Annotated in this window: 27 protein-coding genes; 10 read left to right on the top strand and 17 right to left on the bottom strand. The window is 61.9% G+C overall.

Features of this window, described 5'->3' with window-relative positions; genetic code table 11:
• Positions 1 to 21: 21 nt before the first annotated feature.
• Both rsgA and NQE15_RS20075 read right to left on the bottom strand, forming a co-directional pair.
• Positions 22 to 882 (bottom strand): ribosome small subunit-dependent GTPase A, encoded by an 861-nt coding sequence (gene rsgA, locus NQE15_RS20080; RefSeq protein WP_265944097.1) that lies wholly within the window; start codon positions 880 to 882, stop codon positions 22 to 24.
• Entirely contained in the window at positions 882 to 2,126 is a 1,245-nt protein-coding gene (locus tag NQE15_RS20075; RefSeq protein WP_265944095.1) for a M48 family metallopeptidase, read from the bottom strand. The genes rsgA and NQE15_RS20075 overlap by 1 nt, the downstream gene beginning before the upstream one ends.
• Before the next feature lie 55 nt (positions 2,127 to 2,181).
• Here NQE15_RS20075 and orn point away from each other — a divergent pair, with 55 nt between their 5' ends.
• Positions 2,182 to 2,727 (top strand): oligoribonuclease, encoded by a 546-nt coding sequence (orn, locus tag NQE15_RS20070; protein ID WP_265944092.1) that lies wholly within the window; start codon positions 2,182 to 2,184, stop codon positions 2,725 to 2,727.
• Between the two features lie 58 nt (positions 2,728 to 2,785).
• Here orn and NQE15_RS20065 read toward each other — a convergent pair whose 3' ends face one another.
• The 4 genes from NQE15_RS20065 to trxA form a co-directional block, all read right to left on the bottom strand.
• Positions 2,786 to 4,411: an ArnT family glycosyltransferase gene (locus tag NQE15_RS20065; protein WP_265944090.1), complete on the bottom strand. Its 1,626-nt coding sequence runs from the start codon at positions 4,409 to 4,411 to the stop codon at positions 2,786 to 2,788.
• A gap of 72 nt (positions 4,412 to 4,483) precedes the next feature.
• Positions 4,484 to 4,705: a 50S ribosomal protein L31 gene (rpmE, locus tag NQE15_RS20060; protein WP_265944088.1), complete on the bottom strand. Its 222-nt coding sequence runs from the start codon at positions 4,703 to 4,705 to the stop codon at positions 4,484 to 4,486.
• 97 nt (positions 4,706 to 4,802) lie between these two features.
• The gene (gene rho / locus NQE15_RS20055; RefSeq protein ID WP_265944086.1) at positions 4,803 to 6,062 is read right to left on the bottom strand and encodes a transcription termination factor Rho; all 1,260 of its coding nucleotides are present in this window, start codon (positions 6,060 to 6,062) and stop codon (positions 4,803 to 4,805) included.
• Positions 6,063 to 6,223: 161 nt separating this feature from the next.
• Positions 6,224 to 6,550 (bottom strand): thioredoxin TrxA, encoded by a 327-nt coding sequence (gene trxA / locus NQE15_RS20050; protein ID WP_265944084.1) that lies wholly within the window; start codon positions 6,548 to 6,550, stop codon positions 6,224 to 6,226.
• A gap of 227 nt (positions 6,551 to 6,777) precedes the next feature.
• Between trxA and NQE15_RS20045 the strand changes: the two genes are divergently transcribed.
• The 4 genes from NQE15_RS20045 to NQE15_RS20030 all read left to right on the top strand — a co-directional run bounded on the left by NQE15_RS20045 (position 6,778) and on the right by NQE15_RS20030 (position 9,200).
• The gene (locus NQE15_RS20045) at positions 6,778 to 7,899 is read left to right on the top strand and encodes a diguanylate cyclase (RefSeq protein WP_265944080.1); all 1,122 of its coding nucleotides are present in this window, start codon (positions 6,778 to 6,780) and stop codon (positions 7,897 to 7,899) included.
• A gap of 125 nt (positions 7,900 to 8,024) precedes the next feature.
• Positions 8,025 to 8,207 carry a Flp family type IVb pilin gene (locus tag NQE15_RS20040; RefSeq protein ID WP_265944079.1) on the top strand — a complete coding sequence of 61 codons (183 nt, stop codon included), beginning with the start codon at positions 8,025 to 8,027 and terminating at the stop codon, positions 8,205 to 8,207.
• Between the two features lie 16 nt (positions 8,208 to 8,223).
• On the top strand, positions 8,224 to 8,727 hold the full coding sequence (locus tag NQE15_RS20035; protein ID WP_265944077.1) for a prepilin peptidase: 504 nt from the start codon (positions 8,224 to 8,226) through the stop codon (positions 8,725 to 8,727).
• On the top strand, positions 8,715 to 9,200 hold the full coding sequence (locus tag NQE15_RS20030; RefSeq protein ID WP_265944075.1) for a TadE/TadG family type IV pilus assembly protein: 486 nt from the start codon (positions 8,715 to 8,717) through the stop codon (positions 9,198 to 9,200). Before NQE15_RS20035 ends, NQE15_RS20030 begins: the two co-directional genes overlap by 13 nt.
• Here the strand turns inward: NQE15_RS20030 and NQE15_RS20025 are convergent.
• From NQE15_RS20025 to NQE15_RS19975, 11 genes are all read right to left on the bottom strand, one after another.
• On the bottom strand, positions 9,197 to 10,858 hold the full coding sequence (locus tag NQE15_RS20025; protein ID WP_265944073.1) for a TadG family pilus assembly protein: 1,662 nt from the start codon (positions 10,856 to 10,858) through the stop codon (positions 9,197 to 9,199). The two genes, NQE15_RS20030 and NQE15_RS20025, sit on opposite strands and share 4 nt — an antisense overlap.
• Positions 10,830 to 11,123: a DUF3613 domain-containing protein gene (locus NQE15_RS20020; protein WP_265944071.1), complete on the bottom strand. Its 294-nt coding sequence runs from the start codon at positions 11,121 to 11,123 to the stop codon at positions 10,830 to 10,832. The genes NQE15_RS20025 and NQE15_RS20020 overlap by 29 nt, the downstream gene beginning before the upstream one ends.
• On the bottom strand, positions 11,120 to 11,782 hold the full coding sequence (locus NQE15_RS20015) for a hypothetical protein (protein ID WP_265944069.1): 663 nt from the start codon (positions 11,780 to 11,782) through the stop codon (positions 11,120 to 11,122). Before NQE15_RS20015 ends, NQE15_RS20020 begins: the two co-directional genes overlap by 4 nt.
• Position 11,783: 1 nt before the next feature.
• The gene (locus NQE15_RS20010; protein ID WP_265944067.1) at positions 11,784 to 12,686 is read right to left on the bottom strand and encodes a type II secretion system F family protein; all 903 of its coding nucleotides are present in this window, start codon (positions 12,684 to 12,686) and stop codon (positions 11,784 to 11,786) included.
• A 55-nt stretch (positions 12,687 to 12,741) separates the two neighbouring features.
• On the bottom strand, positions 12,742 to 13,644 hold the full coding sequence (locus NQE15_RS20005) for a type II secretion system F family protein (RefSeq protein WP_265944065.1): 903 nt from the start codon (positions 13,642 to 13,644) through the stop codon (positions 12,742 to 12,744).
• A complete protein-coding gene (locus tag NQE15_RS20000; RefSeq protein ID WP_323054915.1) occupies positions 13,632 to 14,915 on the bottom strand; it encodes a CpaF family protein in 1,284 nt (427 codons plus the stop codon). Before NQE15_RS20000 ends, NQE15_RS20005 begins: the two co-directional genes overlap by 13 nt.
• A gap of 10 nt (positions 14,916 to 14,925) precedes the next feature.
• The gene (locus NQE15_RS19995; RefSeq protein WP_265944063.1) at positions 14,926 to 16,137 is read right to left on the bottom strand and encodes an AAA family ATPase; all 1,212 of its coding nucleotides are present in this window, start codon (positions 16,135 to 16,137) and stop codon (positions 14,926 to 14,928) included.
• Complete coding sequence (locus tag NQE15_RS19990) at positions 16,137 to 17,465, bottom strand: type II and III secretion system protein family protein (RefSeq protein WP_265944061.1); 1,329 nt, start codon at positions 17,463 to 17,465, stop codon at positions 16,137 to 16,139. Before NQE15_RS19990 ends, NQE15_RS19995 begins: the two co-directional genes overlap by 1 nt.
• Before the next feature lie 23 nt (positions 17,466 to 17,488).
• Entirely contained in the window at positions 17,489 to 18,349 is an 861-nt protein-coding gene (gene cpaB, locus NQE15_RS19985) for a Flp pilus assembly protein CpaB (RefSeq protein ID WP_265944060.1), read from the bottom strand.
• 309 nt (positions 18,350 to 18,658) lie between these two features.
• On the bottom strand, positions 18,659 to 19,261 hold the full coding sequence (locus tag NQE15_RS19980) for a response regulator transcription factor (RefSeq protein WP_265944059.1): 603 nt from the start codon (positions 19,259 to 19,261) through the stop codon (positions 18,659 to 18,661).
• Positions 19,258 to 21,243, bottom strand: a complete 1,986-nt coding sequence (locus NQE15_RS19975; protein WP_265944057.1) for a PAS domain-containing sensor histidine kinase — start codon at positions 21,241 to 21,243, stop codon at positions 19,258 to 19,260. The genes NQE15_RS19980 and NQE15_RS19975 overlap by 4 nt, the downstream gene beginning before the upstream one ends.
• A 152-nt stretch (positions 21,244 to 21,395) precedes the next feature.
• Between NQE15_RS19975 and NQE15_RS19970 the strand changes: the two genes are divergently transcribed.
• The 5 genes from NQE15_RS19970 to NQE15_RS19950 all read left to right on the top strand — a co-directional run bounded on the left by NQE15_RS19970 (position 21,396) and on the right by NQE15_RS19950 (position 26,795).
• Entirely contained in the window at positions 21,396 to 22,745 is a 1,350-nt protein-coding gene (locus NQE15_RS19970) for a dicarboxylate/amino acid:cation symporter (RefSeq protein WP_265944054.1), read from the top strand.
• Between the two features lie 159 nt (positions 22,746 to 22,904).
• Complete coding sequence (locus NQE15_RS19965; RefSeq protein WP_265944052.1) at positions 22,905 to 23,909, top strand: TRAP transporter substrate-binding protein; 1,005 nt, start codon at positions 22,905 to 22,907, stop codon at positions 23,907 to 23,909.
• A 64-nt stretch (positions 23,910 to 23,973) separates the two neighbouring features.
• Entirely contained in the window at positions 23,974 to 24,717 is a 744-nt protein-coding gene (locus NQE15_RS19960) for a TRAP transporter small permease (RefSeq protein ID WP_265950356.1), read from the top strand.
• Complete coding sequence (locus tag NQE15_RS19955; RefSeq protein WP_265944049.1) at positions 24,714 to 25,997, top strand: TRAP transporter large permease; 1,284 nt, start codon at positions 24,714 to 24,716, stop codon at positions 25,995 to 25,997. Before NQE15_RS19960 ends, NQE15_RS19955 begins: the two co-directional genes overlap by 4 nt.
• Positions 25,998 to 26,108: 111 nt before the next feature.
• On the top strand, positions 26,109 to 26,795 hold the full coding sequence (locus tag NQE15_RS19950; protein ID WP_265944047.1) for a hypothetical protein: 687 nt from the start codon (positions 26,109 to 26,111) through the stop codon (positions 26,793 to 26,795).
• Positions 26,796 to 26,819 lie beyond the last annotated feature (24 nt).

Below are 26,819 nucleotides of genomic sequence, written 5' to 3'. Positions count from 1 at the left end.
CTGGCTAACGGTCGGTGGGCACTAGCGTTGCGTGCCCATGATGCGGTGGTAGGCAGCGAAACGCTTGTCATCGATTTCGCCGGCGGCGACGGCCGCGCTCAGCACACAGTCCGGCTCGCGGTTGTGCTTGCAGTCGCGGAAGCGGCATTGTCCGAGGTAGGGACGGAATTCGCGGAAGGCGTGTTCGATTTCCTGGCGGTCGAGATGGCCGAGACCGAACTCCTGCAGGCCCGGCGAATCGATCAGCTGGCTTTCGCCGTCGAGGTGGTAGAGCGTGGCGTGAGTCGTGGTGTGCTTGCCGGAATCGAGGGCCTGCGAAATTTCGCGGGTCGCGGCATTGGCTTCCGGGACCAGGGCATTGACCAGGGTCGACTTGCCCATGCCGGACTGGCCGACCAGCACGCTGGTCACGCCATAGAGCTCGGGGCGCAGGTCGTCGGCATGCTCAAGGGCAGACAACTCGACGACGCGGTAGCCGAGGCGGGCGAAGACGGCCAGTCGCTCGCGGGCGGCCGCCAGCTTGTCGCTCAGATCGCACTTGTTGAGGACGATCAGCGCCTCGATTTCCTCGCTCTCGGCGGCGAGCAGGGCGCGGGTCACCAGTTCGTCGGAAAAGGCCGGTTCGGTGGCGACGACGATGACCAGCTGATCGACGTTGGCAGCGATCAGTTTCTGTTTGACCTCGTTGGAGCGGTAAAGAAGGCTGGTGCGCGGCTGGATGGCTTCGATGACGCCCTGATCGTCTGAGGTGCGCTGGATGTCGACCCGATCGCCGCAGGCGATATCGCTCTTCTTGCCGCGCGGAAAGCAGGGCAGCCGCGTGCCGTCCGCTAGTTCGACGACGTACTGGCGGCCGTGGGCTGCGATGACGCGGCCTTCCATCAGCGGGCGGCCTCCTGCAGGCGGGCGATGCGCTGGGCGGCCGGCGGGTGGGAATCGTAGAACAGCGAATGCAGCGGGTCGGGGGTCAGCGTCGAGGCGTTGTCCTCATAGAGCTTGACCAGGGCGCGGATCAGGTCGCCGGCGGCGGCGTGTTCGGCGGCATAGGCATCGGCCTCGAACTCGTGGCGGCGCGACAGGTAGCTGCTCAGCGGGGTCAGCGGGAAGGTGAAGACCGGGACGACGAGGAAGAACAGGATCAGGGCCAGGGTCGTATTCTGCGCCGGGACGCCGAGCCCGGCGTAGAACCAGGATGCGTCGATCAGCTGGCCGAGCAGCCAGAGGAAGGCGAGCGAGCCGGCGAACATCAGTGCGATGCGCTTGATGACGTGTTTCTTGCGAAAGTGGCCGAGTTCGTGGGCGAGCACGGCCTCGACTTCGGGCGGTGCGAGGCGGTTGAGCAGGGTGTCGAAGAAGACGATGCGCTTGTTGTTGCCGAAGCCGGTGAAGTAGGCGTTGCCGTGGTTCGAACGCTTCGAGCCGTCCATCACGAAGAGGCCGGAGGAGCGGAAGCCGCAGCGGGTGAGCAGGGCTTCGATGCGCGACTTCATTTCGCCCTCCTCAAGCGGCGAAAACTTGTTGAAGAGCGGGGCGATCCAGGTCGGGTAGACGAACATGATCAGCAGATTGAAGGCGCTCCAGAATAGCCAGACGTAAAGCCACCAGTAGGGCCCCATGGCGCCCATCAGCCAGAGTACGGCAAGGATGACCGGGGTGCCGATGGCGAGGCCGAGCAGGGTGTGCTTGGCGAGATCGGCGAAGAACAGGCCGAGGGTCATCCGGTTGAAGCCGTAGCGGGCTTCGATGACGAACTGGCGATACAGCGAGAAGGGCAGGTCGATCAGGGCGGAGATCAGGATCAGGCTGAAGATCATCGCGACGCCGTAGGGCAGGCCGTCCAGGCGGGCGCTCCACAAGTCGTGCAGCCAGGCGATGCCGCCGCCCAGGGTCAGGGCGAGCAGCAGGGCGGCATCGACCAGGGTGGTGAGGAGGCCCGTCTTATTGCGGTCGACCGTGTAATCGGCAGCTTTCTGGTGCGACGCCAGCGCGACCCGTTCGGCAAAGTCGGCGGGTACCGCGACGCGGTGCTCGGCGACGAAGCGGATGTGGCGCAGGGTCAGCCACAGGCGGGCGGCCAGCGTCAGGGCGAAGGCGAGGAGAAAGATCAGGGTAAAGGTCGGGGTCACGAAGCGGGTGCCAAGCTGTGAGAAAATCGGGGTTTTTACGGATTCGGGCAATTATATGGCAGGCAACGCAAACAACCTCGTCTGGCTAGACATGGAAATGACCGGTTTGAACCCGGATGGCGATCGCATTATCGAGATGGCCATGGTGGTCACCAACTCCGAGCTGGAAATGGTCGCCGAGTCGCCGGCCTGGGTCGTGCATCAGTCGGACGCCACGCTGGCCGGCATGGACGATTGGAACCAGAAGACGCACGGTCGTTCCGGCCTGATCGACAAGGTCAAGGCGTCGACGATGAGCGAAGCCGAAGTCGAACTGGCGGCCCTGGAATTTCTGAAGAAATACTCGTCCAAGGGCCACTCGCCGATGTGCGGCAATTCGATCGGCCAGGACCGCCGCTTCATGGCGCGCTACATGCCGACGCTGGAAGAGTTCTTCCACTACCGCAACCTCGACGTCAGCACGTTGAAGGAGTTGTGCAAGCGCTGGCAGCCGGAGATCTACAAAGGATTCAAGAAGAAGGGGCGGCATACCGCGCTGGCCGATATCTACGAATCGATCGACGAACTGAAATACTACCGTGAGCATTTCCTGAAGGCGTGATGTCCGCAGGATCGTAAATCAACGGAGGCCATGAGCCTCCGTTTTTCATGGAGTCGCCTCAGCGCCGGAAGAGACGGAACTTTTCCTTGCGGTCGCCCGGTCGGCTGCCTTCCCAGACAATTGTCCAGTTGTTGCCGTTCGGCGGCGCCAGCTCCTGGCGCGTGTCGCCGCCGACCAGCAGCCAGTTGCAGGCCTTGCCGGCAGCCGTGTCGTAGGCGGCCGGTTCGATTTCGACGAAGTAGGCCAGCGAGGCGCGCTGGCCATCGGTCAGGCCGCGTTCAGCTAGGCAGCCGTGGCCGTCGGGCAGGGCACGGGCGATGGCTTGGGCCACCGGACGGTAGCTCTTGCCGTAGTCGAACCAGGGCAGAATCAGCGTGGTGGCGAGCAGCCACAAGGTGGTGAAACCCAGTGCCCAGTGCGTCAGGCTGCGATAGGGCGAGCGCGGCGCGGTGACGATCAGCCAGATCCACCAGGCGGTGGCGGCAAGGCCGACGATGAAGTCGGAGAGGTCGAACTGGCCGACGAATCCGGGGCGTAGAACGACCACGCGGCTAGCCAGCTTGGTCGGCCAGCCGAGCGCCATCGCCGACCAGGCCAGCCAGATCAGCGCGGCGAACAGGCTGAAGGTCATCATCGCGAACCAGTCGAAGGCATTGGCTGCGCCGCGCCGCAGCGACAGCGCTCCCGGCGTGGCGAGCAGGGCCAGCGGCGGCAGCATGAGCAGGGCGGGAATCTCGCGCGGCCGATAGGCCAGGGCCAGCATCAGCAGGGTGAGGAGCAGGAAGATCAACGGCAGCGATTGCGGTGCCGCCGAGATTTCCTTGCGTCGCGTCCATAGTGTCCAGCCGGCCAGCGGCAGGGCGGGAAAGGCGAACCAGGGCAGCATGGAGAGGAAGCGCCCGCCACCGGGGAAGGAAAAGGGGGTTTTCAGTGGCGCCAGTTCGGTCGCCAGCCAGCCGTGGAAGCGTGCCGGCTCAAGCGTCAGCAGCAGGGCCGGCCAGGGCAGGATTAGCAGAGCGCCGATGCCAAGGCCGATGGCCAGTGTATGCAGGGCTTTCGGTCGGTCGGGGGAGAGCCACCAGGCGACCGGTGCCATGGCGAGCAGGGGCAGGGTTGGTGCAATGCCGGTGCCGAGCAGGCAACCGGCCACGGCCAGCCCGTAATAGATGCCGGTCAGGCGTGGTCGGCGGCCGATGGCGGCCAGGGCGCCGAGTCCGCCGCTGTAGGCGGCGAGTGCAATCAGGATGGGCTGGGCATCGTGGGCGTGAAAGAGCAGGCCGGCGCAGCCGGCGAGCAGCAGGGGACTGGCGGCGGCACTATCCTGACCGTACAGTTCGCGGCCGGCGTAATAGAGCCCCATCAGCGCCAGCGCGACCCAGAGGCCGCTGGCCAGGCGCATGGCTTCATGCATCGGCAGCAGCCAGCCGAAAATCCAGCCGGTCAGGGCAGCGCTCCAGTAATAGAGCGGCGGTTCGTGGAAGGGGCGCCCGGCCAAGTCGGGGGATAGCCAGTCCGCGTAGTGCAGCATGTGCCAGGCGGTGCCGATGTGAATCGCATCCTCGCCCTTCCACGGATCGCGGCCGAATAGTCCAGCCAGCACGTAGAAGGCTAGAATGGCCGCGAGCACCCAGCCGACTGGAGGCAGGCGGATTCCGCGGCGGATCAGGGCGAGAAAATCAGGCATGAAGCGATGCGCGATGAGCGGAAATAAAAAAGGCAGCCAGCAGGCTGCCTTTTATACCGCAACTCGGAACGATCAGGCAGCAGCCTTGCCGCGCATGGCGCCGAATTTCTGGTTGAACTTCTCAACGCGACCGGCGGTGTCCACAATCTTCTGCTTGCCCGTGTAGAACGGGTGGCACAGGGCGCAAACTTCGATATGAAGTGGCTTTTTCATGGTGGAACGGGTCGAGAAGGTGTTGCCGCAAGAGCAGGTCACCTGGACTTCGTTGTAATCGGGATGGATATCGGCTTTCACTTTGTGTCCTTTCGTTACGCGACCGGCGGATGTGGCCGACCTGGAAAACGCGTGATTATCCTCGAATAATCACGCGCTTGCAATATAAATCGGCAGTTTAACCGCGACGCATGGCGTCGAAGAACTCGGCATTGCCCTTGGTGGACTTGACCTTGTCGAGCAGGAACTCCATGGCGGCGAGGTCGTCCATCGGGTAGCAGAGCTTGCGCAGGACCCACATCTTTTGCAGGACATCGGGCTTGAGCAGCAGCTCTTCACGGCGCGTGCCGGAGCGATTGACGTTGATTGCCGGGTACATGCGCTTTTCGGCCATGCGGCGGTCCAAATGGACTTCCGAATTGCCGGTGCCCTTGAATTCTTCGTAGATCACTTCGTCCATCCGCGAGCCGGTGTCGATCAGCGCCGTGGCGAGGATGGTCAGCGAGCCGCCTTCCTCGATGTTGCGCGCCGCACCGAAGAAGCGCTTCGGCTTCTGCAGGGCATTGGCGTCGACGCCGCCGGTCAGTACCTTGCCGGAGGCCGGTTGCACGGTGTTGTAGGCGCGGGCGAGGCGGGTGATCGAGTCGAGCAGGATGACGACATCCTTCTTGTGCTCGACCAGACGCTTGGCCTTCTCGATGACCATCTCGGCGACCGCGACGTGGCGGGTGGCCGGTTCGTCGAAGGTCGAGGCGACCACTTCGCCCTTGACGGTGCGGGTCATTTCGGTGACTTCTTCCGGGCGCTCGTCGATCAGCAGCACGATCAGCACGACGTCCGGATGATTGGCCGTAATGGCATGGGCGATGTTCTGCAGCATCACGGTCTTGCCGGATTTCGGCGGCGAGACGATCAGGCCGCGCTGGCCGGCGCCGACCGGGGCGATCATGTCGATGACCCGGCTGGTGATGTTTTCGTCGGACTTGATGTCGCGCTCCAGGCGCAGCATGCGCGTCGGGTGCAGCGGCGTCAGGTTCTCGAACATGATTTTGTTCTTGTTCGCCTCAGGCGGGAAGCCGTTGATCGATTCCAGCTTGGTCAGTGCGACATAGCGTTCGCCGTCCTTCGGGGTGCGAATTTCGCCCTCGATGGTATCCCCTGTGCGCAGGTTGAAGCGGCGGACCTGGGAGGGCGAGACGTAGATGTCGTCAGTGTTGGCGAGGTAGGAGGTGTCCGAAGAGCGGAGGAAGCCGAAGCCATCCTGCAGGACTTCGAGCGTGCCATCGCCGTAGATAGTTTCGCCGTTCTTGGCAATGGCTTTCAGGATGGCGTAGATCAGCTCCTGTTTGCGCATGCGGTTGGCGTTTTCGATGGCCAGTTCAGTGGCCATCTCGAGCAGTTTGCTGACGTGTAGTGTCTTGAGTTCGGAAAGTTGCATGTGGGGATGTGTGGCGCCGGAAAGGAGGCCGGGGCGTTTGCCCGTGAGCCGGGACGCTGGAGCTGTGAAGCTATGGGGGTGGTGAAGGAGGCTGGGGCGCGTGGCCCGCTGCATCCGCCTGAAGAAGCAGAACGCTCCTTCAGGCCGGGAGACTACGGAGATTACAGGTTGCTGTCAATGAAGGCAGCGAGTTGCGACTTGGAGAGCGCACCGACCTTGGTGGCTTCGACATTGCCGTTCTTGAAGATCATCAGCGTCGGGATGCCGCGGATGCCGAACTTGGCCGGGGTGGCCTGGTTGTCGTCGATGTTGACCTTGGTGACCTTGAGTTTGCCGGCGTATTCGGCGGCGATTTCATCAAGGATGGGAGCAATCATCTTGCACGGGCCACACCACTCGGCCCAGTAATCGACGAGCACCGGCTGCTGCGACTGCAGCACCTCGGCTTCGAAAGTGTCGTCGGTGACGTAATGGATATGCTCGCTCATGGGGGCCTCATGAATTGGTGTGACGCGGGGATTGTGCGGGGAAGCCGAATGCGCCGATCGGGCAACGACTATGTGCGACGAATGCTAACGAAAAAAAAGCAGCAAGGGAAGAGTCAGCCTTTTTCGATGTGCCAGCCGCTGGCGTCCGGAATACGGTGGATCGACCATGGCAGGGTGGAGGCTGGTGATATGCTATGTGCCATACATTACCGACTATGGATGTTCTGTTGGCTGATCCGCACAAACTCTTTGCCGACAAGGTGGCCCATGCCTATCGGCGGTCGGGGGCGACATTTATTCATGGCAGCATCGTCTCGGCAGCACTGTCGGGTTTTTTGTTGACTGAATTGGCCTTGTTGCCGGTGGGTTTGTGGTTTGCCTTCCTGCTGCTGACCTTGGGTTATCACTGCTATCTCGGCAAGCGCCTGCTGCTTGGCGAAAAAAGAGCCTTGAGCGGGGTCAATACCCGCGCCCTGACTTTCTTCGCTGGCCTGGCCGGGTTGGGCTGGGGCGTGGCGGCGGGGTTCCTGCCCTTTGTCTCGGCGAACCTCCAGTTACTCCTCATTCTTACCCTCACTGCAGTTGCGGCTGCTTCCTTGCCGCGAATGTCGGCGCTACCCGTTATTCATGCGGCATTCATGGCGGGGCTCTTTGTCCCCATTCTGATCGGGCTGGTAACGGTCTTCGGTGTTGATCGCTGGATGATGGTGGCTGTTCTTCTCCTTATCTGGGCCGGGCTGACGGATGAGGCACGCAAGGCGCATCTCGACTTGATCGAGATTTACAGCACGCAGCAGACTCTCGCGGCGGAAGCCGTGCACGACAAGCTGACCGGGATCGCCAACCGGCGCTCCTTCGACATCACTTTCGAGCGCGAATGGCTACATGCACAGCGGCTGGCCGTGCCCATTTCGCTGATCATGATCGACGTCGATTATTTCAAGAAATACAACGACCGCTATGGTCACCAGGCCGGCGATGAGTGCCTGGCGCGGGTGGCCAAGGCGCTGGATGGCGGTGCCCAGCGTTCAAGTGATCTTGTCGCTCGCTATGGTGGCGAGGAGTTCGTCGTGCTGCTGTTCCATACGACGCGGGACGACGGCCTGGCTCTGGCGGAGGTGTTGCGGCGGGCGGTTGAGACACTTGGCATTGAGCATCAGGAAAATGTCGGCGGTCGCGTCACCGTCAGCCTCGGCGGTGCGACCTGTGTTCCCGCTCGGCAGGAGTCGCCCGAGACCTTGTTGCGGGCGGCCGACACAGCCTTGTATCAAGCCAAGGCAGCTGGCCGAAATCAGATTGTCTGGTCTTCCGGTGGGGGGCTGCCGAATTCGGCACCGGTCACCCGCTAATCAGTCATTTTGATTAGGTATTGTTGGCTATCCCGGCGGCAGGTCTTATACTGAAAGTAGCGTAGTAACAAAAATTATAAAGTCGGCCCCACGGGAAACGATTTGTCAGTCTCAGGAGAGTAGATATGCTTAAGTCCCGATTCATTGCCTTCTTGAAGGATGAGGAAGGTGCCAGCGCCATCGAGTATGCGCTGGTGGCTGCCATGGTTGCGGTCGGATTGGTTACCTTCATTCCGACCATTCGCGCAGCGATCGTCGCTATCTTTACCAGCATTCAGACTGCATTGACTTCGGCGGCAGGGAGCTGACAAGCCGTCCGGTCTCATGCCGTCCTGGCTCGTCAGTTCCGGCAGTCCACAGGGATGGGTGATGGGGGCTTTGTTGTGGGCGTTCGCGCTGGGGTACTGGGATGTTTTTCATCGGCGCGTACCAAATCTGCTGGTCTTTGGTGCCGCTGCGCTCAGCCTGGTTAGTCTGGCCGTTACCGGTAGCAGTCCGCTGGGAGCGGGGGGCTGGTCGATGCTCGGTGCCAGTGGGCTGGCTCTGCTGCTTACTTTGCCAGGTTATCTCACCAATAAACTGGGCGCGGGTGACGTCAAGCTGTTGCTGGCGGTCGCTTTGTTCGGCGGGGTGACGGTAACACTGATTACCTTTGTCATCGGGGCGCTGGTGACGGTGGGGGTGGCTGGAGCATTTCTCATGCTCGGCGGACGCTATGGTTTGCAGTCGGCTACCGGAAAATACCTGCCCTTTGGGGCAGCCCTAGCTCTCGGCTTCGGGGTGGCGCTTGTCTGCAAGCAAGCCGGAGGGTTGCCGTGGCTACTCTGAGTGTGCCCCGCCGATTCCGCTACCAGCAGGGGGCTGCTGCCATTGAGTTCGGCCTACTTTTCATCCTTTTCTTTGTGCTGTTTTACGCCATTGTCGCCTATTCGCTGGCCATGCTGCTCATGCAGGGGCTTACCCAGGCGGCCGAGGAGGGGGTGCGAGCGGCCATTGCCGTCGACCCGCTAGCCTTCCCGAGCGACGCCGCCTACGAGTCCAGTATGGAAACGACGGCTCGTAACCGGGCGGCGGATGCCTTGGCCTGGCTACCCGCCAAAGCGCTCCAGCAAGTGGTTGCCGGCAACAACATCGTGGTCGATGTGGCAGGGACGGGCGCGGCAGCCAAGGTAGTAACCGTGACCGTGACCTATCCCAACTATGCCACCAACGGTTTGGTACCCACCCTCAGCCTGCCGCTGATCGGTGCCGTGCCGCGGGTGCCGACCAACTTGGTCGGGGCGGCTTCGCTAAAGATCTAGATTGCCAGCCGGGCGCCGCCGGTATATTCGACATCCTCGAGGGTAACGTCGAGCCCACCGAGCTGGAGACCCAGGAGCCGCAACAGAGGGTCGAGCACGGCGCTGCCGATGAAGCCGAGCAACGGGGAAACGACCTGACTGAGTACGGGGCTCAGTACGCCGCCCAGATCGAGACCGAGCACTTTGATGTCGAGCGCGGCGGGGTCGGCCAGGGTCGTCGCCAGGCTGTCGCCGAGCGGGCTGGCGAGGGAGTGGTTGAGCGGCAGGTGCTCGCTGACCGGATTGGCCACGTCATAGACGAGTTGGCTCGGGTTTCCGGGCTGGACGGGCAGATCGAGGCCGATTTCCGCCAGCGGAATCAAGCCACCCAGCGCGCTGATGAGGGCGCCGTGGCCACTGCCATCGGCTTTGGTCAGTTTGATGGTGGCGATACCCGGTGTCGCGCCGATTACGGCGCGGGTGGCCCCCGGTGCCACGGACAGGGATTCCAGATGGGCTTCACCCTGAGCGACTTGCGTCTGCAGGCCAAGATCTATGCGGGCCAACAGGACGTCTACCTTGACCGCCGCCGTGACGTCGATTTGTGCCGTGCGCGCCTGCGTGCACCAATTGCCGGCAGCATCTTGGCCCGGAGGGCCGACAGCGATCTGGGGCGGTTCGATAACGTTGATCCGAGCGTTAACGTTGATCAGGGAGCCGAGGTTGATGGCCAGAGGCAGCGATACGGCATGCTGCTTATTGGCCACCATGAGCGTGGTGGTAATCAGGTCGAAGACGTTGATACCGACCTTGCCGGCAGCGTCGCTGGCCGGTACCGAAACGTCGAGAACGTCGCCGAGGCGCACTGCCGCATTGTTCACCGAAGCGGCGAGGAGTTGCTGCAAGCCCGCGGTCACCGCCGCATCGACCCCGCTTTGTTGGCTGACGGCGGTCGCTGTCAGCCCGATGATGTCGGCTACCGACAGGTTGGCATCGAGCAACTCTTCAACCGATCCGACACCAGCGCCGGCGCGCACCAGTTGAGCAAGATTGACGTCGGTGCTGGCCAGTCCCTTGTAGGAGATGGCATCGAGCGCGAGGCTGCTGCCCAGCAATCCGCCGAGCAGGCCGTTGAGCAGACCAGCATCTTCCGGCGTGGTGGATATCCGCAGCAGATAGCTGCCGGCGGTGAAGGTGGCGTGGGATGGCTCGCCCCGTGCCGTGGCTTGTGCCGAGATGAGGGTGTTCTGGCCGAAAAACCCGCCTAGCACGAGGCTGGCTGGCACTGTCCGCGTCGCCGTGACGTGCACGGCTTCATTGCCCGTGCCGGCGGCGAATTGCCGCTTGCCGGCGACGGTGTTCAAACCACCGACCTGCAGCAGATTGGGGGCGTTGTTCAAATTGCCCGTAAAGCCATTGCGGGTTGCCGCTTCCTGTGCCGCCGCAAGGGCATTTTCGATGTCGCCGGCGCAACCCAGGCTGCGAGCCGCTTCGAGGGCGGCCAGGTCGGCGATTGACTGGAGTTGCCGGCGTTCGATCCACAGGCGTCCGGCATCGACTGCCAGGGCGGTAAATAGCAGCGCGGTGAGCAGGGTCAGGATGCCGAACAGCCCGATGGCTCCACCCTGCCGGGTCGGGCATGAGGCGCCACTAACGCGACGCGGAGGCTGAACTGGCACGCTCGTTGGCGAGATGTTCGGGAATCGGGTGGCTGAAACTTTTCTGGTAGCGTTCATAAATCTGCTCCTGGACGGCTCCGGAGAGCGGGGAGGGCTTGCCCGAGGCATGCTGTCCCTGACGTTGACGTTCCAGCCATTGCCGCGTCGCTTTGCCGCTCTCGGCCTGGGGTGGGGGAGCTTCGGTCGGTTCCGGCGCTGCGCCGAAGGTCATTCCGCTGCTTAGCAGACAGAGCGGCACCAGCCATCTCGGATATCGCCGTTTCATCGTCTTTCTCCTTGGTTTGCCGCCAGGCGTGCCGCTTCGTTTCGCAGCCCGGCCAATTCTTCATCATTGATCTGAAAGCGCCGCCCCAGCGCCTCGGCGCGGAGCGCATCGCCTTGCCGGTAATGCAGCAGCACGAGATTGAGTGCTGCCTTGCGATCTTCGGCGGAGAGGTCGAGGGCCGTCATGAATTCATGCCGGGCGCCTTCCAGATCGCCGCTCAGCATTAGAGCGTAGCCCAAGTCGCTACGCACCCGGGCGTCGGTTGGTTGTGCCTGGCGTGCCCGCTGCAGATGGTCGACGCTTTCGGCGTGCAGGCTCTCCTGGGCGGCGAGCAGGCCAAGTCCATGGTGACCTGCACCGGCCAGGCAGGTATTGAGCAGGCTCCGATACAAGGTTCGGGCCTCGGCGGTTCGCCCGATGCGGCGCAGGATATCGGCGCGCAGGTCGTCGGCGACGGGGCCGTTGATGGCCGCTGCGTCGAGATGGGCCAGCGCCGCATAGGGATGCTCCGAATTGAGTAGCTTGCGGATCATCGCCAGGCGGGTGTTGCTACCTTGCTCCATGGTGCCGCAATCGGCCGCTTCCGCAGGCTTGGCCGGTAGCTCGCCGCAGGCGGCAAGCAAGATGCAGCAGAGGCCGGGGAAAAGGATTTTTCGCATCTCAGTTGATCCGGGTCAGGGCTCGGGCCAGCGCCAGGAAGCCTGGGCCGGCAAGGAAAAGCATCAGGGCGGGGAACATGAAAATGACCATGACCAACGTCATTTTGGCCGATAGCTTGCTGACATACTCGCGCATGCTGGTCATTTGCCGCTCCTCCATGAGCGTGGCAAAGCGGACCAGCGATTCGCGCAGACTGCCGCCGTAGCGGGTGGCCTGTTTGAGAATGGCGACGGTATCGTCGAGTTCGGGCACGCCAAGCGGCGCAGCCATTTCCTCTAGTGCGTCGGCCCGGTCCTGGCCGGAGTTGATGCGGGCCAGCGCCAGCCCGATTTCGCTTGCCATCTCCGGTGCCAGTTCGTTTCCTTGCTCGCTGAAGATGCGCAGGGCATGTTCGAGGGATAGCCCGGCATCGAAGAGCATGCGTAGGACATGCAGTACGGCCACCATTTCCTCGCGCAGTAACTTTTGTCGCCGCCCGGCCTGCCAGCGCAACAAGCGGGGTGGGAGCAAGTAGCCGGCGCCAAATCCGAGAAATGCCAGGGCGAGCACATCGTTCGTCTGGTAGTTGGCGGCGATCCCCCAGCCACTGCTGAGCAGCATGCCGACAACCGGTGCGATGGTGGCCAGGGCAACATAGATGAGGTTGGCGTTCTGGCCGGTCCACCCGGCGCGCCGCAGGTCGAGGCCGGCTGATTGTCGCTGGGTGATGCTGTGCAGTAGGCCGGCGCCGTAACGGTCGCCCTTTTCCGGGCTGGCCGCGGTCAGCCAACTGGCGTCGTCGCGGCGTGCCAAAACCTCGTCGAAGCGTCGCCGGCTGTCCTGGCGTCCCTGCTGTCGCAGAACGTAGAACATGGCCAGGCCGGCTCCGGCGAGCAGGATGGCAACCGTCAATAGCCAATGCATTACGCGGCCCCTTTTGCTGCAGCGGTGGCGTCGTTGGAACTGGTGGGCGGCCGACTCATACGCTCTTCACCATGCGCCAAAGAATGATTACGCCGGTTGCCTGCAAGGCCAGCGATAGCATGAGGACGACGCGACCGGTGGGGTCGTGCCACATGGTGTTGATGTAGTCCGGGTTGACGGCCACCATGTAAAGCGCCAAAGCGCTCGGCAGGATGCTCAGCACCCAGGCGCTGACACGGATTTCGCCGGTGAGGGCGCGAAGTTCACGTTGCGCCTGTTCGCGGTGACGGACCAGTTTGGCCGCACTCTCCAGCATTTCCTTGGGGTTGCTGCCAAACCCGTGGGCGATCTGTACTGCCATCGCGATGAAATGAAGTTCGCGTAGATCATAGAGGCGGGCCGCATCACGCAGGGCTTCGCCGATGTCTTCGCCCAGATCGACCGCCATCTGGACCCGTGCCATGACCTCCTGCAGGGGTTCCCGGGTGTCTTCGGTGGCCAGGCGCAGGGCGCCGTCGAGATTGCGGCCGGTGGCCAGGCCGCGCACCACCTGGTCAAGAAAGAGCGGAACCTGGGCGACCATGGCGGAGGTCCGCTTACGGTACTGGTAGTGAGGCAGCACGATGACGATTGCAATTGCAATCCCAAAGCAGGCCAAGGCGGCGATTGTTCCGCTATGCAGCCAGGTCAGTCCGAGAATGCCCAGCAGGCCGGCCGCGAAGGCAAGCAGGCGCGTTGGCGTTGGCCGAATTCCGCTTCGCCATAGCCAGCGATGAAAGACGGTGCCGCGCAGCGGACGGCGGCCGGTATCGGCCTCGCGCCGGAAAACCGAGTTTTCGCTGAAACGACTGCCGATCCGCGACTGAAGATCGGCGCGCTGGGCGTTGCGCAAAGTCCACACGGCTGCCAGCACGAGTAGCAGGGCAAACAGGTAAAGCGCCAGGCTCAGGAGTGCCATTTGCCGCGGCCGCCGGCATCTTGCCGTAGCTTGGCGCTACCCGGCAGGACGCCGAGGCTGACGAAGCTATCGCTGTCGCTGCGGTGTTCATACAGGGTGCTGGTGACGAACTGGCCGTCGCGTATACCGAGCACTTCGTCGATGCCGGTAAGCCGTCGGCGACCATCGGGCAGGCGGCTGATCTGAACAACCAGATCAAGTGCGGTAGCGATCATCGTTTTCAGTGTCAGGTCGGTGCCCTGGAAGCCGGCCAGGCCGGCCAGCATTTCGAGGCGGACCAAGGCATCGCGTGGATTGTTGGCGTGCACGGTACTCATGCACCCGTCGTGGCCGGTATTCATCGCCTGGAGGACGTCCATCACCTCGTCACCGCGCACTTCGCCGAGAATAATGCGATCGGGGCGCATGCGCAGGGCGTTCCTGACCAGTTCGCGGGACGTGACTTCACCGCGGCCGTCGATGTTGGGCGGGCGCGTTTCCAGACGGACCACGTGGTTGTGACCCAGCTGCAGTTCGGCGGCATCTTCGATGGTGACCAGGCGTTCTTCGGCCGGTATGTGGCGGGAAAGGACGTTGAGCAGGGTTGTTTTGCCGGCCCCGGTGCCTCCGCTGATCAGGATGTTGCAGCGACTGGTGACTGCTCTATGCAGAAAATCGAGCACACTTTGGTCGAAGGTGCCGAATGCCAGCAGGTCGCTGGCCTGCAGTGGATCCTTGCGGAACTTGCGGATCGAGAGACAGGGGCCGTTCAGGGCGACCGGCGGAATGATGGCATTGACCCGGCTGCCGTCCGGCAGGCGCGCGTCCACCATTGGGCTCGATTCGTCCAGGCGCCGGCCGAGTGGTGCCAGAATGCGCCGAATTACCCGCAACACATGGTCGTCGTCGATAAAACGCAGGTCGGTGGGCAGTAGCTTGCCATTGCGTTCGATGAAGATATGGCGGGCGCCATTGACCAGAATGTCATTGACCTGATCGTCCTGGATCAGCTTCTCCAGCGGACCGTAGCCGGTGAGCTCGTCCACCATCTCCTGGGTCAATTGCTCTGTGTCGTAGGCGGTGACGGCCAGATGGTGCTCGGCAACGTAGCGGGTGACCTTGCTGCGTACATAGCCGGCGAGATCGTCCTTGGTCATGTCGCCGATCGGAACCCGCTCTTCCTCGATGCGATCGATCAGGAAATGATGCAGGCGCAGCTTGGTGTCCTGGAAGGTATCGCTGTGCTTGAGGCTGAAATCGTAGCCAAAGGCGGAGAAGGGCAAGGTGCGCACGGCGATCGTCCTAGGCCGGTTCGCCGGTCAGCCAGCCACGCGCTTTGGCCAGCCAGCCCCGGGGGGCTTCGTCGGGGTTGGGGGCAGCGGCCAGCAGTTCCCTCGCCAGGCGACGAATGGCAATCGCATAAGGGTCGCGGGGTGAGTTGTCGAACATGCTTTCGCCGCTATTCATCACGGCCAGCCGGGCCATCCCGGAGGAGGGCAAGGTGGTCAGCAAGGGCAGGCTCATGCCTTTGGCGACGCTGTCGGCATCCGGCGGCATCCGCGAGAGGTAGTGGTCGAGCACCAGACCGGCGGTGTTAAGGTCGATTTTGTTTTCCCGCAAATGTTGCAGGAGATTCATGTTCTGCTTGCAACTGGGCAGGCTCTGCTCGGCGATTACCACCACGCGATCGACGCGGCCGAGGGCCAGATAGAGGAAATCCGAGGTCGGGACGCCGCCGAGATTGATGACGATATGCGTAAAGTAGCGGCGCAGGGTGCCGAGCAGAACGTAGATGTCGGCCGAGGTAATGTCTTGGGTGTTGAGCTGCAGATCCTCAGGCATGGCGAGCAGATGAAGTCCGCTTTTGTGCTTGCCGAAGGCGGTGTCGATCAACGTGGAGTCGAGCCGGCGCAGGCTGCGTACGGCATCCACGAAAGTGTAGGAAGATTTGATGCCAAGAAAGAGCAAGGTGTCGGCTGGCGGGGCACCGAGGTCGAGAAGTAGCGTCTTGTTTTGCGGCGACTGGGTTTGGATGGCGAGGGCCAGGTGCAGGGCGAACATCGGCGCGTCGCTGCCAGGCCGGGCGCTGACCACGGCGGCCGCCCAGCCGTGATCTCCGGGGCTGGTGGTCAGGGACTGCGTCCGGTCGAGCAGGTGGCGAACCACGCTGATCACTTCGTCCGGCCGCAGTTCCGGCGTGATGAAGTCACGGGCGCCGGCCCGCAAGGCGGCCAGTAGCAGGGCCTGGTCGGGCGATTCGGCAACCGCGATGATCGGCAGTAATGGCTTGGCCGCGAGCAGCCCTTCGAGGAAGGCAGCGTCCTGGCGCAGCCCTTCGCGTGAAAGGCTGACGAAGACCAGCCGGGTCCCCGTCATGTCGACCAGTTGCAACACCCGGTCGAGCGCCGAGGTGTCGACAACGATGGTGGCTCCCTCGTCGCGGAGCGTCTGGGTAAGCCAGTGGGCGAAAGGCTCCTGGTCCGTGACAACGACGAAACTGCGATGCTCGGCCATCAGTCGGAAAATCCTGTCAAAGAATTGAAGCGTCCCTTCTCCTGAAACATGAGCTGGAGGAAGCTGGGGTCGTAGTTCCGGAGGTTTTCGCCAGGCAACGGCGGCAAGGCCTGTCCTTTGGCAAAAGGCCGTATCAGGTGGGCGGTTACCACCATCAGCAGCTCCTTGTCGGTGCGGTCGAAGCGGGTCGAACGCAGGAAGGCACCGAGGATGGGGATTTCTCCAAGGATCGGGAATTTATCGACGTTGCTGGCCGTATTGCGGCTGACCAGTCCGCTCAGCACGAAGCTTTCGCCGTCGCCCAGTGCAACACTGGTTTCGGTCCGGCGTACGCTGAGGCCGGGAACGGTGACGCCGCCGGTCTGGACCGATAGGGTGTTATCCAGTTCGCTGACTTCCGGGGCGACCTTGAGGAAGATGCGGTCCCGGTCGAGAACCGTCGGGGTGAGGGCGACCTTGATGCCGAATTCCTTGTAGCGGATGCTGATGGCGCTGTCCGCGCCACCACCGGTGCGCAGTGGAATGGGGATCTCGCCGCCGGCGAGGAAGGAGGCGGTCTGGCCGCTGATCGCCGTCAGGCTGGGTTCGGCCAGGGTGTAGGCGAAACCATCCGCTTCGAGGACGCTGAGGGCGCCGAGCAGGCCGCGTTGGGCGCCGCCCCAGATCAGGTTGTAGGCCCTCTGGAAGGGCAGGAAGCCCGATTCGCTGAACAGTGTGAAATTGCCCGAACTGGAACTGGCTTCGATGCCGGTGAGGTTGCCTGGGCCGGAAATGGCTTGAGTTGACCGGGCGCTGTTCTTGCCGAGGAAAAAGCCCGCGTCCATCAGCCGTTTGCGACTGACCTCGACCACCTTGATATCAATCTGCACCTGGGTGTCAAAATCGGAATGGCTGGCGTCCACCGGCTTTGTTCCCTCGCGCAGGGCTCCCAGCGCGGCTTGGTGCGACTCGAGAGAGGACAGGGTGCCGGCTAGCTTCAGGTGAGCTCCGGCCCCCTGCACCCGGAGTCCGCCATCATCAATCGCCGGTGCCACCACGAGTTGGGTCTGGAATCCGGGATTGGGTCCGCTCTGCTTATCCCAGACGAACAGGGTGGTGCTTCCCGGCTGCTTGCCGGTGATGAGCAGGGAGCGCGAGGAAGTCAGCACGACACCGGCAACCTTGGGGTCGCCGACGGCAACCCGGCGGATGGGGGTGCCATGGGTGTAAGGATGCTGGCTGCCCGGGGCGACATTGATGCCACTGGCTTGTCCTCCCTGGGCATGGGCCGGGAGGGCTGCCGTGGTCAGGAGCAGGGTGCAGCAACAGGCGATCAGGCAACGGAACACGGCGGCCTCGTAGTTTGGGCAGATTAGCGCGGAGGAATTCGGGTGGCGCGGACAGTATCGCCTTCGTGGATGAGGATGGCGGGCGATGGCAAGGCCTCGCGGCGCGTTGTCGTCGCCTTTTCCGGGGGCGGCGGTGCGGCCTGGGCAAGTTCGCCCAGGTGGACGAGGTGGGGCGGGGCGGGCGAGGCTGCCAACGGTTCGACGGGGCGCAGGGCGAGACGGAGGTTGCCGCTGTTGGCGGCGAGCATGAGCCGCGAAGCCGCGGCAGCCGGTACGGCGAGTACGGCGGATGTGGTCTCACGGGTGCGGCTCGAAGTTTTTTCGGGCTTGCGACCGGTGTTTCCGTCATCCTCTGTGGCCGCCGCCTGGACGGATTCGCCGAAGGCCAGCAAGCGGACGTCGGCGAGGACGACTTGGGCTGAACTTGTGTTCTTGGTTTCCAGGCTGGAGCGCAGGTAAAACAGTACATCGACCCGGTCACCCGGCAGGGCAAAGCCTCCGAGGCCGACGACCTCATCAACCTTGATGGCGACGGCTCGTTCGCCAGGGTGCAGGTTGCGTTGCAACTGGCCGCTGACGGCAAAATGGGCTCGCGTGAGAATTTCGCCAGCCGCAATGTTGGCGCTGGGCGTCTGGCCAAGGACCTGCGCCGGGGTCGCAAAGCTGCCTTTGGGCTTGACCGATACCTGCTTGACGCCGATGTCTTCGGCACGGAGCGGTGTGCCGGCCGGCACGGCCCGCAAACTCTCGACAGCGACTTCCGCTGGTGCCGCTGCTGGCGGGGGGGGCGGAGGCGGCTGGGTACTCAGGCGATAGCCGACAAAGCCGGCGATTATTGCGCCGACGGTGAACAAGATCGCCAAGATCCGTAGCAGCCACGTCATGGCTGCGCCACTGTCATGATTGTGCATTTCAACTCTCGACATTTGACATCACCAAGCTTGAGCGTCGTGAAGTCATGAATGCTGCCATTTGGATTGGCTGGCGAGGAGGGCCGGTCATGACGGGCGAAAAGCCATGGTGAAACTGAAAATATCGGAATAGGGCTGCGATCTTTGCGCCCGGCGGTAAGGAAATTACCTTGTATTGTCATGTTGTATGACAGACCCCCAGGAAATAGAGGTTTGTTCCGATTAGCCCCGGTCTAGGAAGTGCAAAGTATAGCAAAAGTAACTAAAGGGGGTACGAGCGAATCAAAGATTGGGTTTCAGCAAATTGGCCAGCTCGACGGCGGTTTTTACCTGCATCTTGTCGAACAGGTTGGCGCGATGTACCTCGACCGTGCGCATGCTGATGTTGAGCTCGTCGGCGATAACCTTGTTGAACTTGCCGGCCAGCACCAGTTCCATGATTTGCCGTTCGCGGGTTGTCAAGCTGGTCAGGCGGGCGTTGACCGAATCCACCGTGGCACTGGCGACGCGTTGTCTGGCATCGAGTTCCATGGCCTCGATGATGCGGCTGGCCAGATCGTTGTCGTTGAGGGGTTTTTCAAAAAAATCGAAGGCGCCTTTTTTCAGGGTCGCCACGGCCAGCGGGACGTCGCCATGGCCGGTCAGGAAAATCACCGGCAGGGTCGACTGCCGTTCGCGCAGTTGATCGAAGCAGTCCAGTCCGCTCATGCCAGTCATCCGCATGTCGAGAACCAGGCAGCCGCTGACATCCGGAGTCCAGGTGGCGAGGAAACTTTCGGCCGAGTCGTAGGCGGCAAAAGGGATGCCGCGTGACCGGAGCAACCAGGACAGGGCGTCGCGAATGGCGTCGTCGTCGTCGACCAGATGGGCTTGCGGAGTGCTCATGCGGCTTCCAGCGGCAAGGTGAAGGTGAATATCGTACCGCTTCCGGTGGGTGAGCGGGGGTTGTCGTCGGCCCATAGCCGGCCACGGTGGAACTCGATGATGGAGCGGCAGATCGACAGGCCGATGCCCATGCCGTCTGGTTTGGTCGAGAAAAAGGCAGTGAACAACTTGTCGCGAATTTCCGGAGCGATTCCGCTGCCGTGATCGCTGACGCTGATCCGCAATTCGCTGGCGCTGACTTCCGTGTCGATGCGCAGGATGCGATGGGGCGCGGGGGTTTCCGCCATGGCTTCCATGCCGTTGCGGATCAGGTTGAGCAGCACCTGCTCCAGCATCAGGCGGTCGGCCGGGATCGGCGGCAGGGGCGGCAGCTCGCATTCGATGCGGATGTGGCGCTTGCGCGCGTCGGCCTCGATGAAACCCAGGCAGTCGTCGATCACTTCGCCGAGCGCACAGGGGGCGCGCTTGGGTTCGCTCTTGCGTACGAAGTCATGGACGCGGCGGATGATCTTGCCGGCCCGTTGGGCCTGGATGCCGATTTTCTCCAGCGCCGGCTTGATTTCCCGGGGCTGGCATTCCGGTTTTTCGAGCAGGTTCAGGCAGCCCGAGTTGTAGCTGGCGATCGCCGCCAGCGGCTGGTTCAGCTCGTGGGCCAGCGTGGACGCCATTTCGCCCATGGTCACCAGGCGCGACGTGAATTGCAGCTGCTCCTGTTGCTGACGGGCCAGTTCTTCGGCGTGCTTTCTTTCCGTGATGTCGAGGATCGAGGCCATCCAGCCGGTATGGCGTCCATTGCCGTCGATCAGCTTGGCTTCGTAGATCAGCGTATGGAAACGCTCGCCACCCTTGCGCTGGAAGGTGATTTCGAAACCTTCGGGCGGCGCCTGGCCTGCCAGCACGCTCTGGTGTATCGCATAGGCTTCGTCGATCTGTTCCGGCACCCAGTAGGGCATGGGTGGGGTCTTGCCGACCAGCTCGTCGCTCGAAAATCCGGTCATCTTGCAGAAGGCCGGATTGACGTAGATGACCGTGCCGTTGAGGTCGCGCGCCCGCATGCCGACGGTCAGCGAGTCTTCCATCGCTGTCCGGAAGGCGTGTTCGGCACGCAGGGCTTCCTCGGCGCGCGAGCGTTTTTTCATCAGGTCGCGGACTATCCACAGGCTCCAGAAGACGCCGGCCCCGAGCGCGATGATGGCGATGGTCAGCAGGCGCTGTAGCGAATTGTCTGTGTTCTGGTAGCTGGTGATCTGGAGCTTGAGGCCGTAACCCGGCGGATCGAATGGGATTTCGTAGGTCTGGCTGGTGTTGCCTTCGATATTGCTCTTGCGGGCGTACTGAATGTCGTTGTCGTCGACGATCACCACTTTGTATTTTTCCGTGAACCACCACGGCACCTGGCTGCTCAGCACCGCATCGAGCGAATAGAGGGCGACCAGCATGCCGGCCGGCTCGCTTTCGATCTGGATCGGGATCAGAACTTCGATGAAGGCGCGGTTGGCATCGAGAAAGAAAGGTTCGCTATAGACGCGCTTGCCGATCCGGCTGGCCAGTTCGAAGGCTTTGGCGGTAACCGGCGGCCCGAAAGGGTCCATCTCGCGATCGGGGGGCGTGGTCGTCGGCAAGGCATCGATCACTTCGCGATCGCGGTTGAGCCAGAGTATCTGCGATACCTCGGGGTTGTTCTTGAGCAAATGGGCGGCGCGCAGGCGGAAGATTTTTTTGCGGTCGGGTTGGGTGCTCATGTCTGTCGCCAACTGCTGCAGTTGCTCCTCGTTCCCGCTCAGATGAAAGCGCAGACTTTGTTCGAGCCAGAGGACGTCCTTGATCAGCGCCGCCCGCTCTTCTTCCAGTTCGTTGCGGTGGAGCAGCCAGAGCAGCGCGAGCAGCGCGGCGAGCAGCAGCACGATGCCGAGTTTGGGCAGGGCGAGTAGCCAGCGCAGGTGGCGGGCGCTGCCGGAGTTGGATTGGCGAACCTGTGTCATAGGGAAATGCTACACCACGTTTTTCCGGTGGTTGGCATTGTGGCTATCCACAATTCGGATAACCACAATGGCGAGGCGCTCGCCGTTTAACGATACTCGCCGCCGTTTTGTCACAATTTCCAGAAAAATCTTACCAAAGGAGGCTCAGCTTCATGGCCAAAAGAGCGGTATTCAAGAGTTTGTATTTCCAGGTGATCGTCGCGATCATCATTGGTGTCTCCCTCGGTCATTTCTACCCCGAAACCGGCGCCGCGATGAAGCCGCTCGGTGATGGCTTCATCAAGCTGATCAAGATGATCATCGCCCCGATCATCTTCTGTACCATCGTCGTCGGCATTGCCGGCATGGAAGACATGAAGAAGGTCGGCAAGACCGGCGGCCTCGCTGTGCTCTATTTCGAAGTAGTCAGCACCATTGCGCTGATCATCGGCCTGATCGTGGTCAACGTCTGGGCGCCGGGTGTCGGCATGAATGTCGATCCGGCTTCGCTGGACACCAAGGGCATCGCCAAGTATGCCGAGCCGGGCAAGATGCAGTCGACGGTCGATTTCCTGCTGAACATCATTCCGACCAGCGTCGTCGACGCCTTTGCCAAGGGCGACATGCTGCAGGTGCTGTTCTTCTCGATTCTGTTTGGCTATGCCATGCATGCCTTCGGTGAGCGCGGCAAGCCGGTCTTCGATCTGATCGAAAAATTGTCGCACGTGCTGTTCGGCATCGTCGGCGTGATCATGAAGGTCGCTCCGATTGGCGCTTTCGGTGCCATGGCCTACACCATCGGCAAGCACGGCGTCGGCAGCCTGACGCAACTGGCCAGCCTGATGGGGGCCTTCTACCTGACCTGCGTCATCTTCATCGTCGGCGTGCTGGGCAGTATTGCTGCATTTCACGGCTTCTCGATCTTCAAGCTGATCAAGTACATCAAGGAAGAGCTGTTCCTGGTGCTCGGTACCTCGTCGTCCGAGTCTGCCCTGCCGCGCCTGATGGCCAAGATGGAAAATGCCGGTGCCGAGAAGTCGGTGGTGGGGCTGGTCGTGCCGACCGGTTACTCCTTCAATCTCGACGGTACCTCGATCTACCTGACCATGGCTGCCGTGTTCATCGCCCAGGCGACCAATACCCCGATGGATCTCGGCCAGCAGATCACGCTGCTCTTCATCCTGCTGCTGACCTCGAAGGGTGCCGCCGGTGTCACCGGTAGCGGCTTCATCGTGCTGGCCGCGACGCTGTCTGCCGTCGGCACCGTGCCGGTGGCCGGTCTGGCGCTGATCCTCGGTATCGACCGCTTCATGTCCGAAGCCCGCGCCTTGACCAATTTCATCGGCAACAGCGTGGCGACCCTGGTCGTTGCCAAGTGGTGCAAGGCCCTGGATACCGAGCGCATGACAGCGGTCCTCAATAACGAAACGGTTGATGAGGCGGAGTTCCCCGAACTGGTGCTCGACGATGCACCGGAGATCGAGATTCCCCACAGTCCGCGTCCGATCGTTCAACATAACTGATCAGACTTCGTCCCCGAATAAAACCGCCGGCCTGACCGGCGGTTTTATTTTGTGCGGGCTGAATTGTGGAAAACCACAATACGCAGCAGTTATATCTTTCGTAATACTTTCACTCAGTCGCAATCGTCGGTTCGCGACCCATACTCTGGAGGAGAAAAAATGAAAGTATCGAAGCTGCTGGTCGGGCTGTTTGCCTGCGTCGTTTCGCTGGGGGCTTATGCCCAACAGCCGATTGTCATCAAGTTCAGCCACGTCGTGGCCAATGACACGCCGAAGGGCAAGGCGGCCGAAATGTTCGCCAAGAAGGCGGCCGAGTTGACCAAGGGCAAGGTCAAGGTCGAGGTCTATGCCAACTCGACGCTCTACAAGGACAAGGAAGAAATGGAAGCGCTGCAACTGGGCGCTGTCCAGATGCTGGCGCCGTCGCTGGCCAAGTTCGGCCCGCTCGGTGTCAAGGAATTCGAGGTATTCGACCTGCCGTTCATCTTTGCCGATTACGATGCCCTGCGCAAAGTGACCAACGGCCCGGTCGGCAAGCAACTGCTCGCCAAGCTGGAACCCAAGGGGATTCGCGGTCTGGGTTACTGGGATAACGGCTTCAAGTCCTTCTCGCTGAACACGCCGATCAAGTCGCCGGCCGACCTGAAAGGCAAGAAGCTGCGTATCCAGTCGTCGAAGGTGCTTGAAGAGCAGGTTAGAGCCCTGGGCGGCCTGCCGCAGGTGATGGCCTTCTCCGAGGTTTACCAGGCGCTGCAGACGGGCGTGGTCGATGGTACCGAGAACCCGATCTCCAACCTGTATACGCAGAAGATGCACGAAGTGCAGAAGCATCTGACGCTGACCGACCACGGTTATCTCGGCTACGCGGTGATTGTGAACAAGAAATTCTGGGATGGCCTGCCGGCAGACGTTCGTGGCCAGCTCGAAGATGCCATGGAGCAGGCGACGCGTTACGCCAACCAGATCGCCAAGGTCGAGAACGAAAGCTCGCTGGAAGCGGTGAAGAAGAGCGGCAAGACCACCGTTTATGTACCGACCAAGGAAGAGCGCCTGGCCTTCAAGAAGGCGCTCGTGCCGGTCCATCAGAAGATGGAAGGTCGCGTTGGTAAAGAGGTCATTCAGGCGGTCTACAAGGATACCGGCTTCAAGCCGGATAGCCTGTAACCCGCAGTAGAAACAAGAACTCGGGGGCTGCGGCCCCCGAGTAACACCGGGGGAACTCGTTATGATCAACAAGGCGTTGAATCACTTGGAAGAACTGCTGGTCACCTTCCTGATGGGGGCGGCCACGCTGATTATCTTCGTCTCAGTCGTGCACCGCTACATGGCTGGGGTGGATATTCCCGGTCTGCAGGACTGGTTGCTGACACTAAATTTCGGCTGGGCTCAAGAGCTCTGCATCATCATGTTCGTCTGGATGGCCAAGTTCGGCGCCGCCTACGGCGTGCGGACCGGCATTCACGTCGGGGTCGACGTGCTGATCAACCGTCTGGATGACAGCAATCGCGCCAGGTTCATCGTCTTCGGTCTGCTGGCCGGGGCTTTGTTTACCGGTACGGTGGCAACCCTGGGGGGCACTTTTGTCTGGGAAAACGGGGCGCATTACGCCATCTTCCAGTTCCTCGGTATCGATACTGGCGACAACTACGAAGGGCCTACAACGCCCGATCTGGAATGGCCGACCTGGATGGTTTACAGCGCCATTCCGTTGGGGTCGTCGCTGATGTGCTTCCGTTTTCTGCAGGTTTGCGTCGCCTTCATTCGTACCGGCGAACTGCCGCATCACGATCATGGCCACGTCGAAGGCCTGGAGGATGAAAAGCCGGCGGTCGATATCAATCCCTACGGACTGGACGACAACCTGCACATGCACGACCTGAAACACCACATGATTGGGGAAAATCGCCGTACACGCGATGAACCGGTGGCGGAGGATCGCCGCAAGGAAGACTTGGGAGGAGAGCCGAAATGAATGCGCTAGTAATTTTCGGCCTGCTGGCCGTCCTCATGCTGACCGGCATGCCGATTTCGATATCGCTCGGCCTGACCGTTCTGACCTTCCTGTTCACGATGACCCAGGTGCCGCTCGAATCGGTGGCCCTGAAGCTCTTCACCGGCATCGAGAAGTTCGAGATCATGGCCATCCCGTTCTTCATCCTGGCGGGCAATTTCCTGACGCACGGCGGGGTGGCGAAACGAATGATCAATTTCGCCACGTCGATGGTCGGCCACTGGTACGGCGGCCTCGGTCTGGCTGGTGTGCTGGCCTGTGCGCTATTTGCAGCGGTGTCGGGTTCCAGCCCGGCGACGGTTGTTGCGATCGGCTCCATCCTGCTGCCGGCAATGGTCAAGGCGGGCTTTCCGAACAAGTTCGGGGCGGGCGTCATCGCCACCTCTGGAGCGCTCGGTATCCTGATTCCGCCCTCCATCGTCATGGTGATGTACTCGGTGGCGACCAACACCTCGGTCGGCGCACTGTTCATGGCCGGCGTCATCCCGGGCCTGGCCCTGGCCGGCGTACTGGGTGGTGTTACCTGGTATCGCGCCAAGAAGTTCAATTACCCGCGTCAGCCGAAGGCGACCTGGGGTGAACGCTGGAAAGCCTTCCGCGCCTCGGTCTGGGGGCTGCTGCTGATCATCGTCGTGATGGGCGGTATCTATACAGGCATCTTCACGCCGACCGAAGCGGCTGCCATGTCGGCGGTCTATGCCTTCATTTGCGCGGTTTTCATCTACCGCGATCTGGGTATCAAGGACGTGCCGAAGGTGCTGCTCAACTCGGCCAACATGTCGGCGATGCTGCTCTACATCATCACCAATGCCGTGCTGTTCTCCTTCATCATGACCAACGAGAACATTCCGCAGGCACTGGCCGACTGGATGCTGGGCAACGGGCTGGGCGTGATCACCTTCCTGCTGGCGGTCAACGTCATCCTGCTGCTGGCCGGTAACTTCATGGAGCCATCGTCGATCGTGCTGATCTTCGCGCCGATTCTGTTCCCGGTGGCGATGGCACTCGGCATCCATCCGGTGCACTTCGGTATCTTGATGGTGGTGAATATGGAGGTCGGCATGTGCCATCCGCCGGTCGGCCTGAACCTCTACGTCGCCTCGGGCATCACCAAAATGGGGATTACCGAGCTGACCGTCGCTGTCTGGCCGTGGCTGTTGTCAATGCTGGGCTTCTTGATGGTAGTCACTTACTGGCCGGACCTGTCGCTCTGGTTGCCCCGGACCTTGGGCATGCTCTAAGCTCGCAGCGCCCAGCCAAAGCCGCGCACCGGATTCTCCGGGCGCGGCTTTTTCGTTTCCGGGCGGTTGCTATGGCACAATCGCCCATCCCTAGTTGCCTATCAGAATTCAATGAAATTCGCTCTCTACCTGATCGCTTTTGTCCTCGTGGCGCTGATCGTGCCGTTCTTCATACCGATCGCCGGCAAGTACGAGGGCGTCGACCCGAACAGCAACCTGCCGTGGCAGATCGAACTCGATGGGCAGGGTGGCAGCAGTGTCTTCGGCATCAAGCCCGGGGGCAGTACGTTGGGCGATGTACGGCAGAAACTGGGAACGGAAATCGATGTCGCGATCATTGCCGAGCCGGGCGAGGCGGGTACCCTAGAAGGGTATTACACCCAGGTGCCGCTCGGTTTCGTGCTGGCCAAGGTGGTGGTGACGGTCGATGCCTCGAAGGAAGCGATTTCCGCGATGCGCGAGCGAGCCCTGAAGGCCAAGCACATGGAAAGCACGACCCGCAAGATCACGCTGCATCCGGATGATCTGGCGCTGGCGGAAAATCTGCCGGTCAAGGCGATCAGCGTCATTCCGGCGGTCAATCTGGATGAGGCGACGGTGATCCAGCGCTTCGGGCAGCCTGGCGAGCGCCTGGTGATCTCCGAAAAACGCGTGCACCTGCTCTATCCGCAAAAAGGCCTCGATATCCTGGTCGATGGTGAGGGCAAGGAACTGCTGCAGTACATTGCGCCGCGCAATTTTGCCGTGCTGCGCGACCCCTTGCTGGCGACCCTGGGTGGCAAGGCCGCCGCTCAGTGAGACAGGCGTTTGCCTCGCGATTCT

Origin of the sequence: Dechloromonas sp. A34, from assembly GCF_026261605.1 — a bacterium.
In the GTDB taxonomy this organism is placed as follows: domain Bacteria; phylum Pseudomonadota; class Gammaproteobacteria; order Burkholderiales; family Rhodocyclaceae; genus Azonexus.
The sequence above is the reverse complement of the archived record's forward strand: the minus strand, read 5'-3'. Positions and strand labels throughout refer to the sequence as shown.

Bases quoted from the DNA above. Each gene is read 5' to 3' on its own strand.
- rsgA (WP_265944097.1), bottom strand. From the start codon at position 882: ATGGAAGGCCGCGTCATCGCAGCCCACGGCCGCCAGTACGTCGTCGAA.
- orn (WP_265944092.1), top strand. From the start codon at position 2,182: ATGGCAGGCAACGCAAACAACCTCGTCTGGCTAGACATGGAAATGACC.
- NQE15_RS20065 (WP_265944090.1), bottom strand. From the start codon at position 4,411: ATGCCTGATTTTCTCGCCCTGATCCGCCGCGGAATCCGCCTGCCTCCA.
- rho (WP_265944086.1), bottom strand. From the start codon at position 6,062: ATGCAACTTTCCGAACTCAAGACACTACACGTCAGCAAACTGCTCGAG.
- trxA (WP_265944084.1), bottom strand. From the start codon at position 6,550: ATGAGCGAGCATATCCATTACGTCACCGACGACACTTTCGAAGCCGAG.
- NQE15_RS20040 (WP_265944079.1), top strand. From the start codon at position 8,025: ATGCTTAAGTCCCGATTCATTGCCTTCTTGAAGGATGAGGAAGGTGCC.
- NQE15_RS20035 (WP_265944077.1), top strand. From the start codon at position 8,224: ATGCCGTCCTGGCTCGTCAGTTCCGGCAGTCCACAGGGATGGGTGATG.
- NQE15_RS20020 (WP_265944071.1), bottom strand. From the start codon at position 11,123: ATGAAACGGCGATATCCGAGATGGCTGGTGCCGCTCTGTCTGCTAAGC.
- NQE15_RS20015 (WP_265944069.1), bottom strand. From the start codon at position 11,782: ATGCGAAAAATCCTTTTCCCCGGCCTCTGCTGCATCTTGCTTGCCGCC.
- NQE15_RS20010 (WP_265944067.1), bottom strand. From the start codon at position 12,686: ATGCATTGGCTATTGACGGTTGCCATCCTGCTCGCCGGAGCCGGCCTG.
- NQE15_RS20005 (WP_265944065.1), bottom strand. From the start codon at position 13,644: ATGGCACTCCTGAGCCTGGCGCTTTACCTGTTTGCCCTGCTACTCGTG.
- NQE15_RS19995 (WP_265944063.1), bottom strand. From the start codon at position 16,137: ATGGCCGAGCATCGCAGTTTCGTCGTTGTCACGGACCAGGAGCCTTTC.
- cpaB (WP_265944060.1), bottom strand. From the start codon at position 18,349: ATGACGTGGCTGCTACGGATCTTGGCGATCTTGTTCACCGTCGGCGCA.
- NQE15_RS19980 (WP_265944059.1), bottom strand. From the start codon at position 19,261: ATGAGCACTCCGCAAGCCCATCTGGTCGACGACGACGACGCCATTCGC.
- NQE15_RS19975 (WP_265944057.1), bottom strand. From the start codon at position 21,243: ATGACACAGGTTCGCCAATCCAACTCCGGCAGCGCCCGCCACCTGCGC.
- NQE15_RS19970 (WP_265944054.1), top strand. From the start codon at position 21,396: ATGGCCAAAAGAGCGGTATTCAAGAGTTTGTATTTCCAGGTGATCGTC.
- NQE15_RS19965 (WP_265944052.1), top strand. From the start codon at position 22,905: ATGAAAGTATCGAAGCTGCTGGTCGGGCTGTTTGCCTGCGTCGTTTCG.
- NQE15_RS19955 (WP_265944049.1), top strand. From the start codon at position 24,714: ATGAATGCGCTAGTAATTTTCGGCCTGCTGGCCGTCCTCATGCTGACC.
- NQE15_RS19950 (WP_265944047.1), top strand. From the start codon at position 26,109: ATGAAATTCGCTCTCTACCTGATCGCTTTTGTCCTCGTGGCGCTGATC.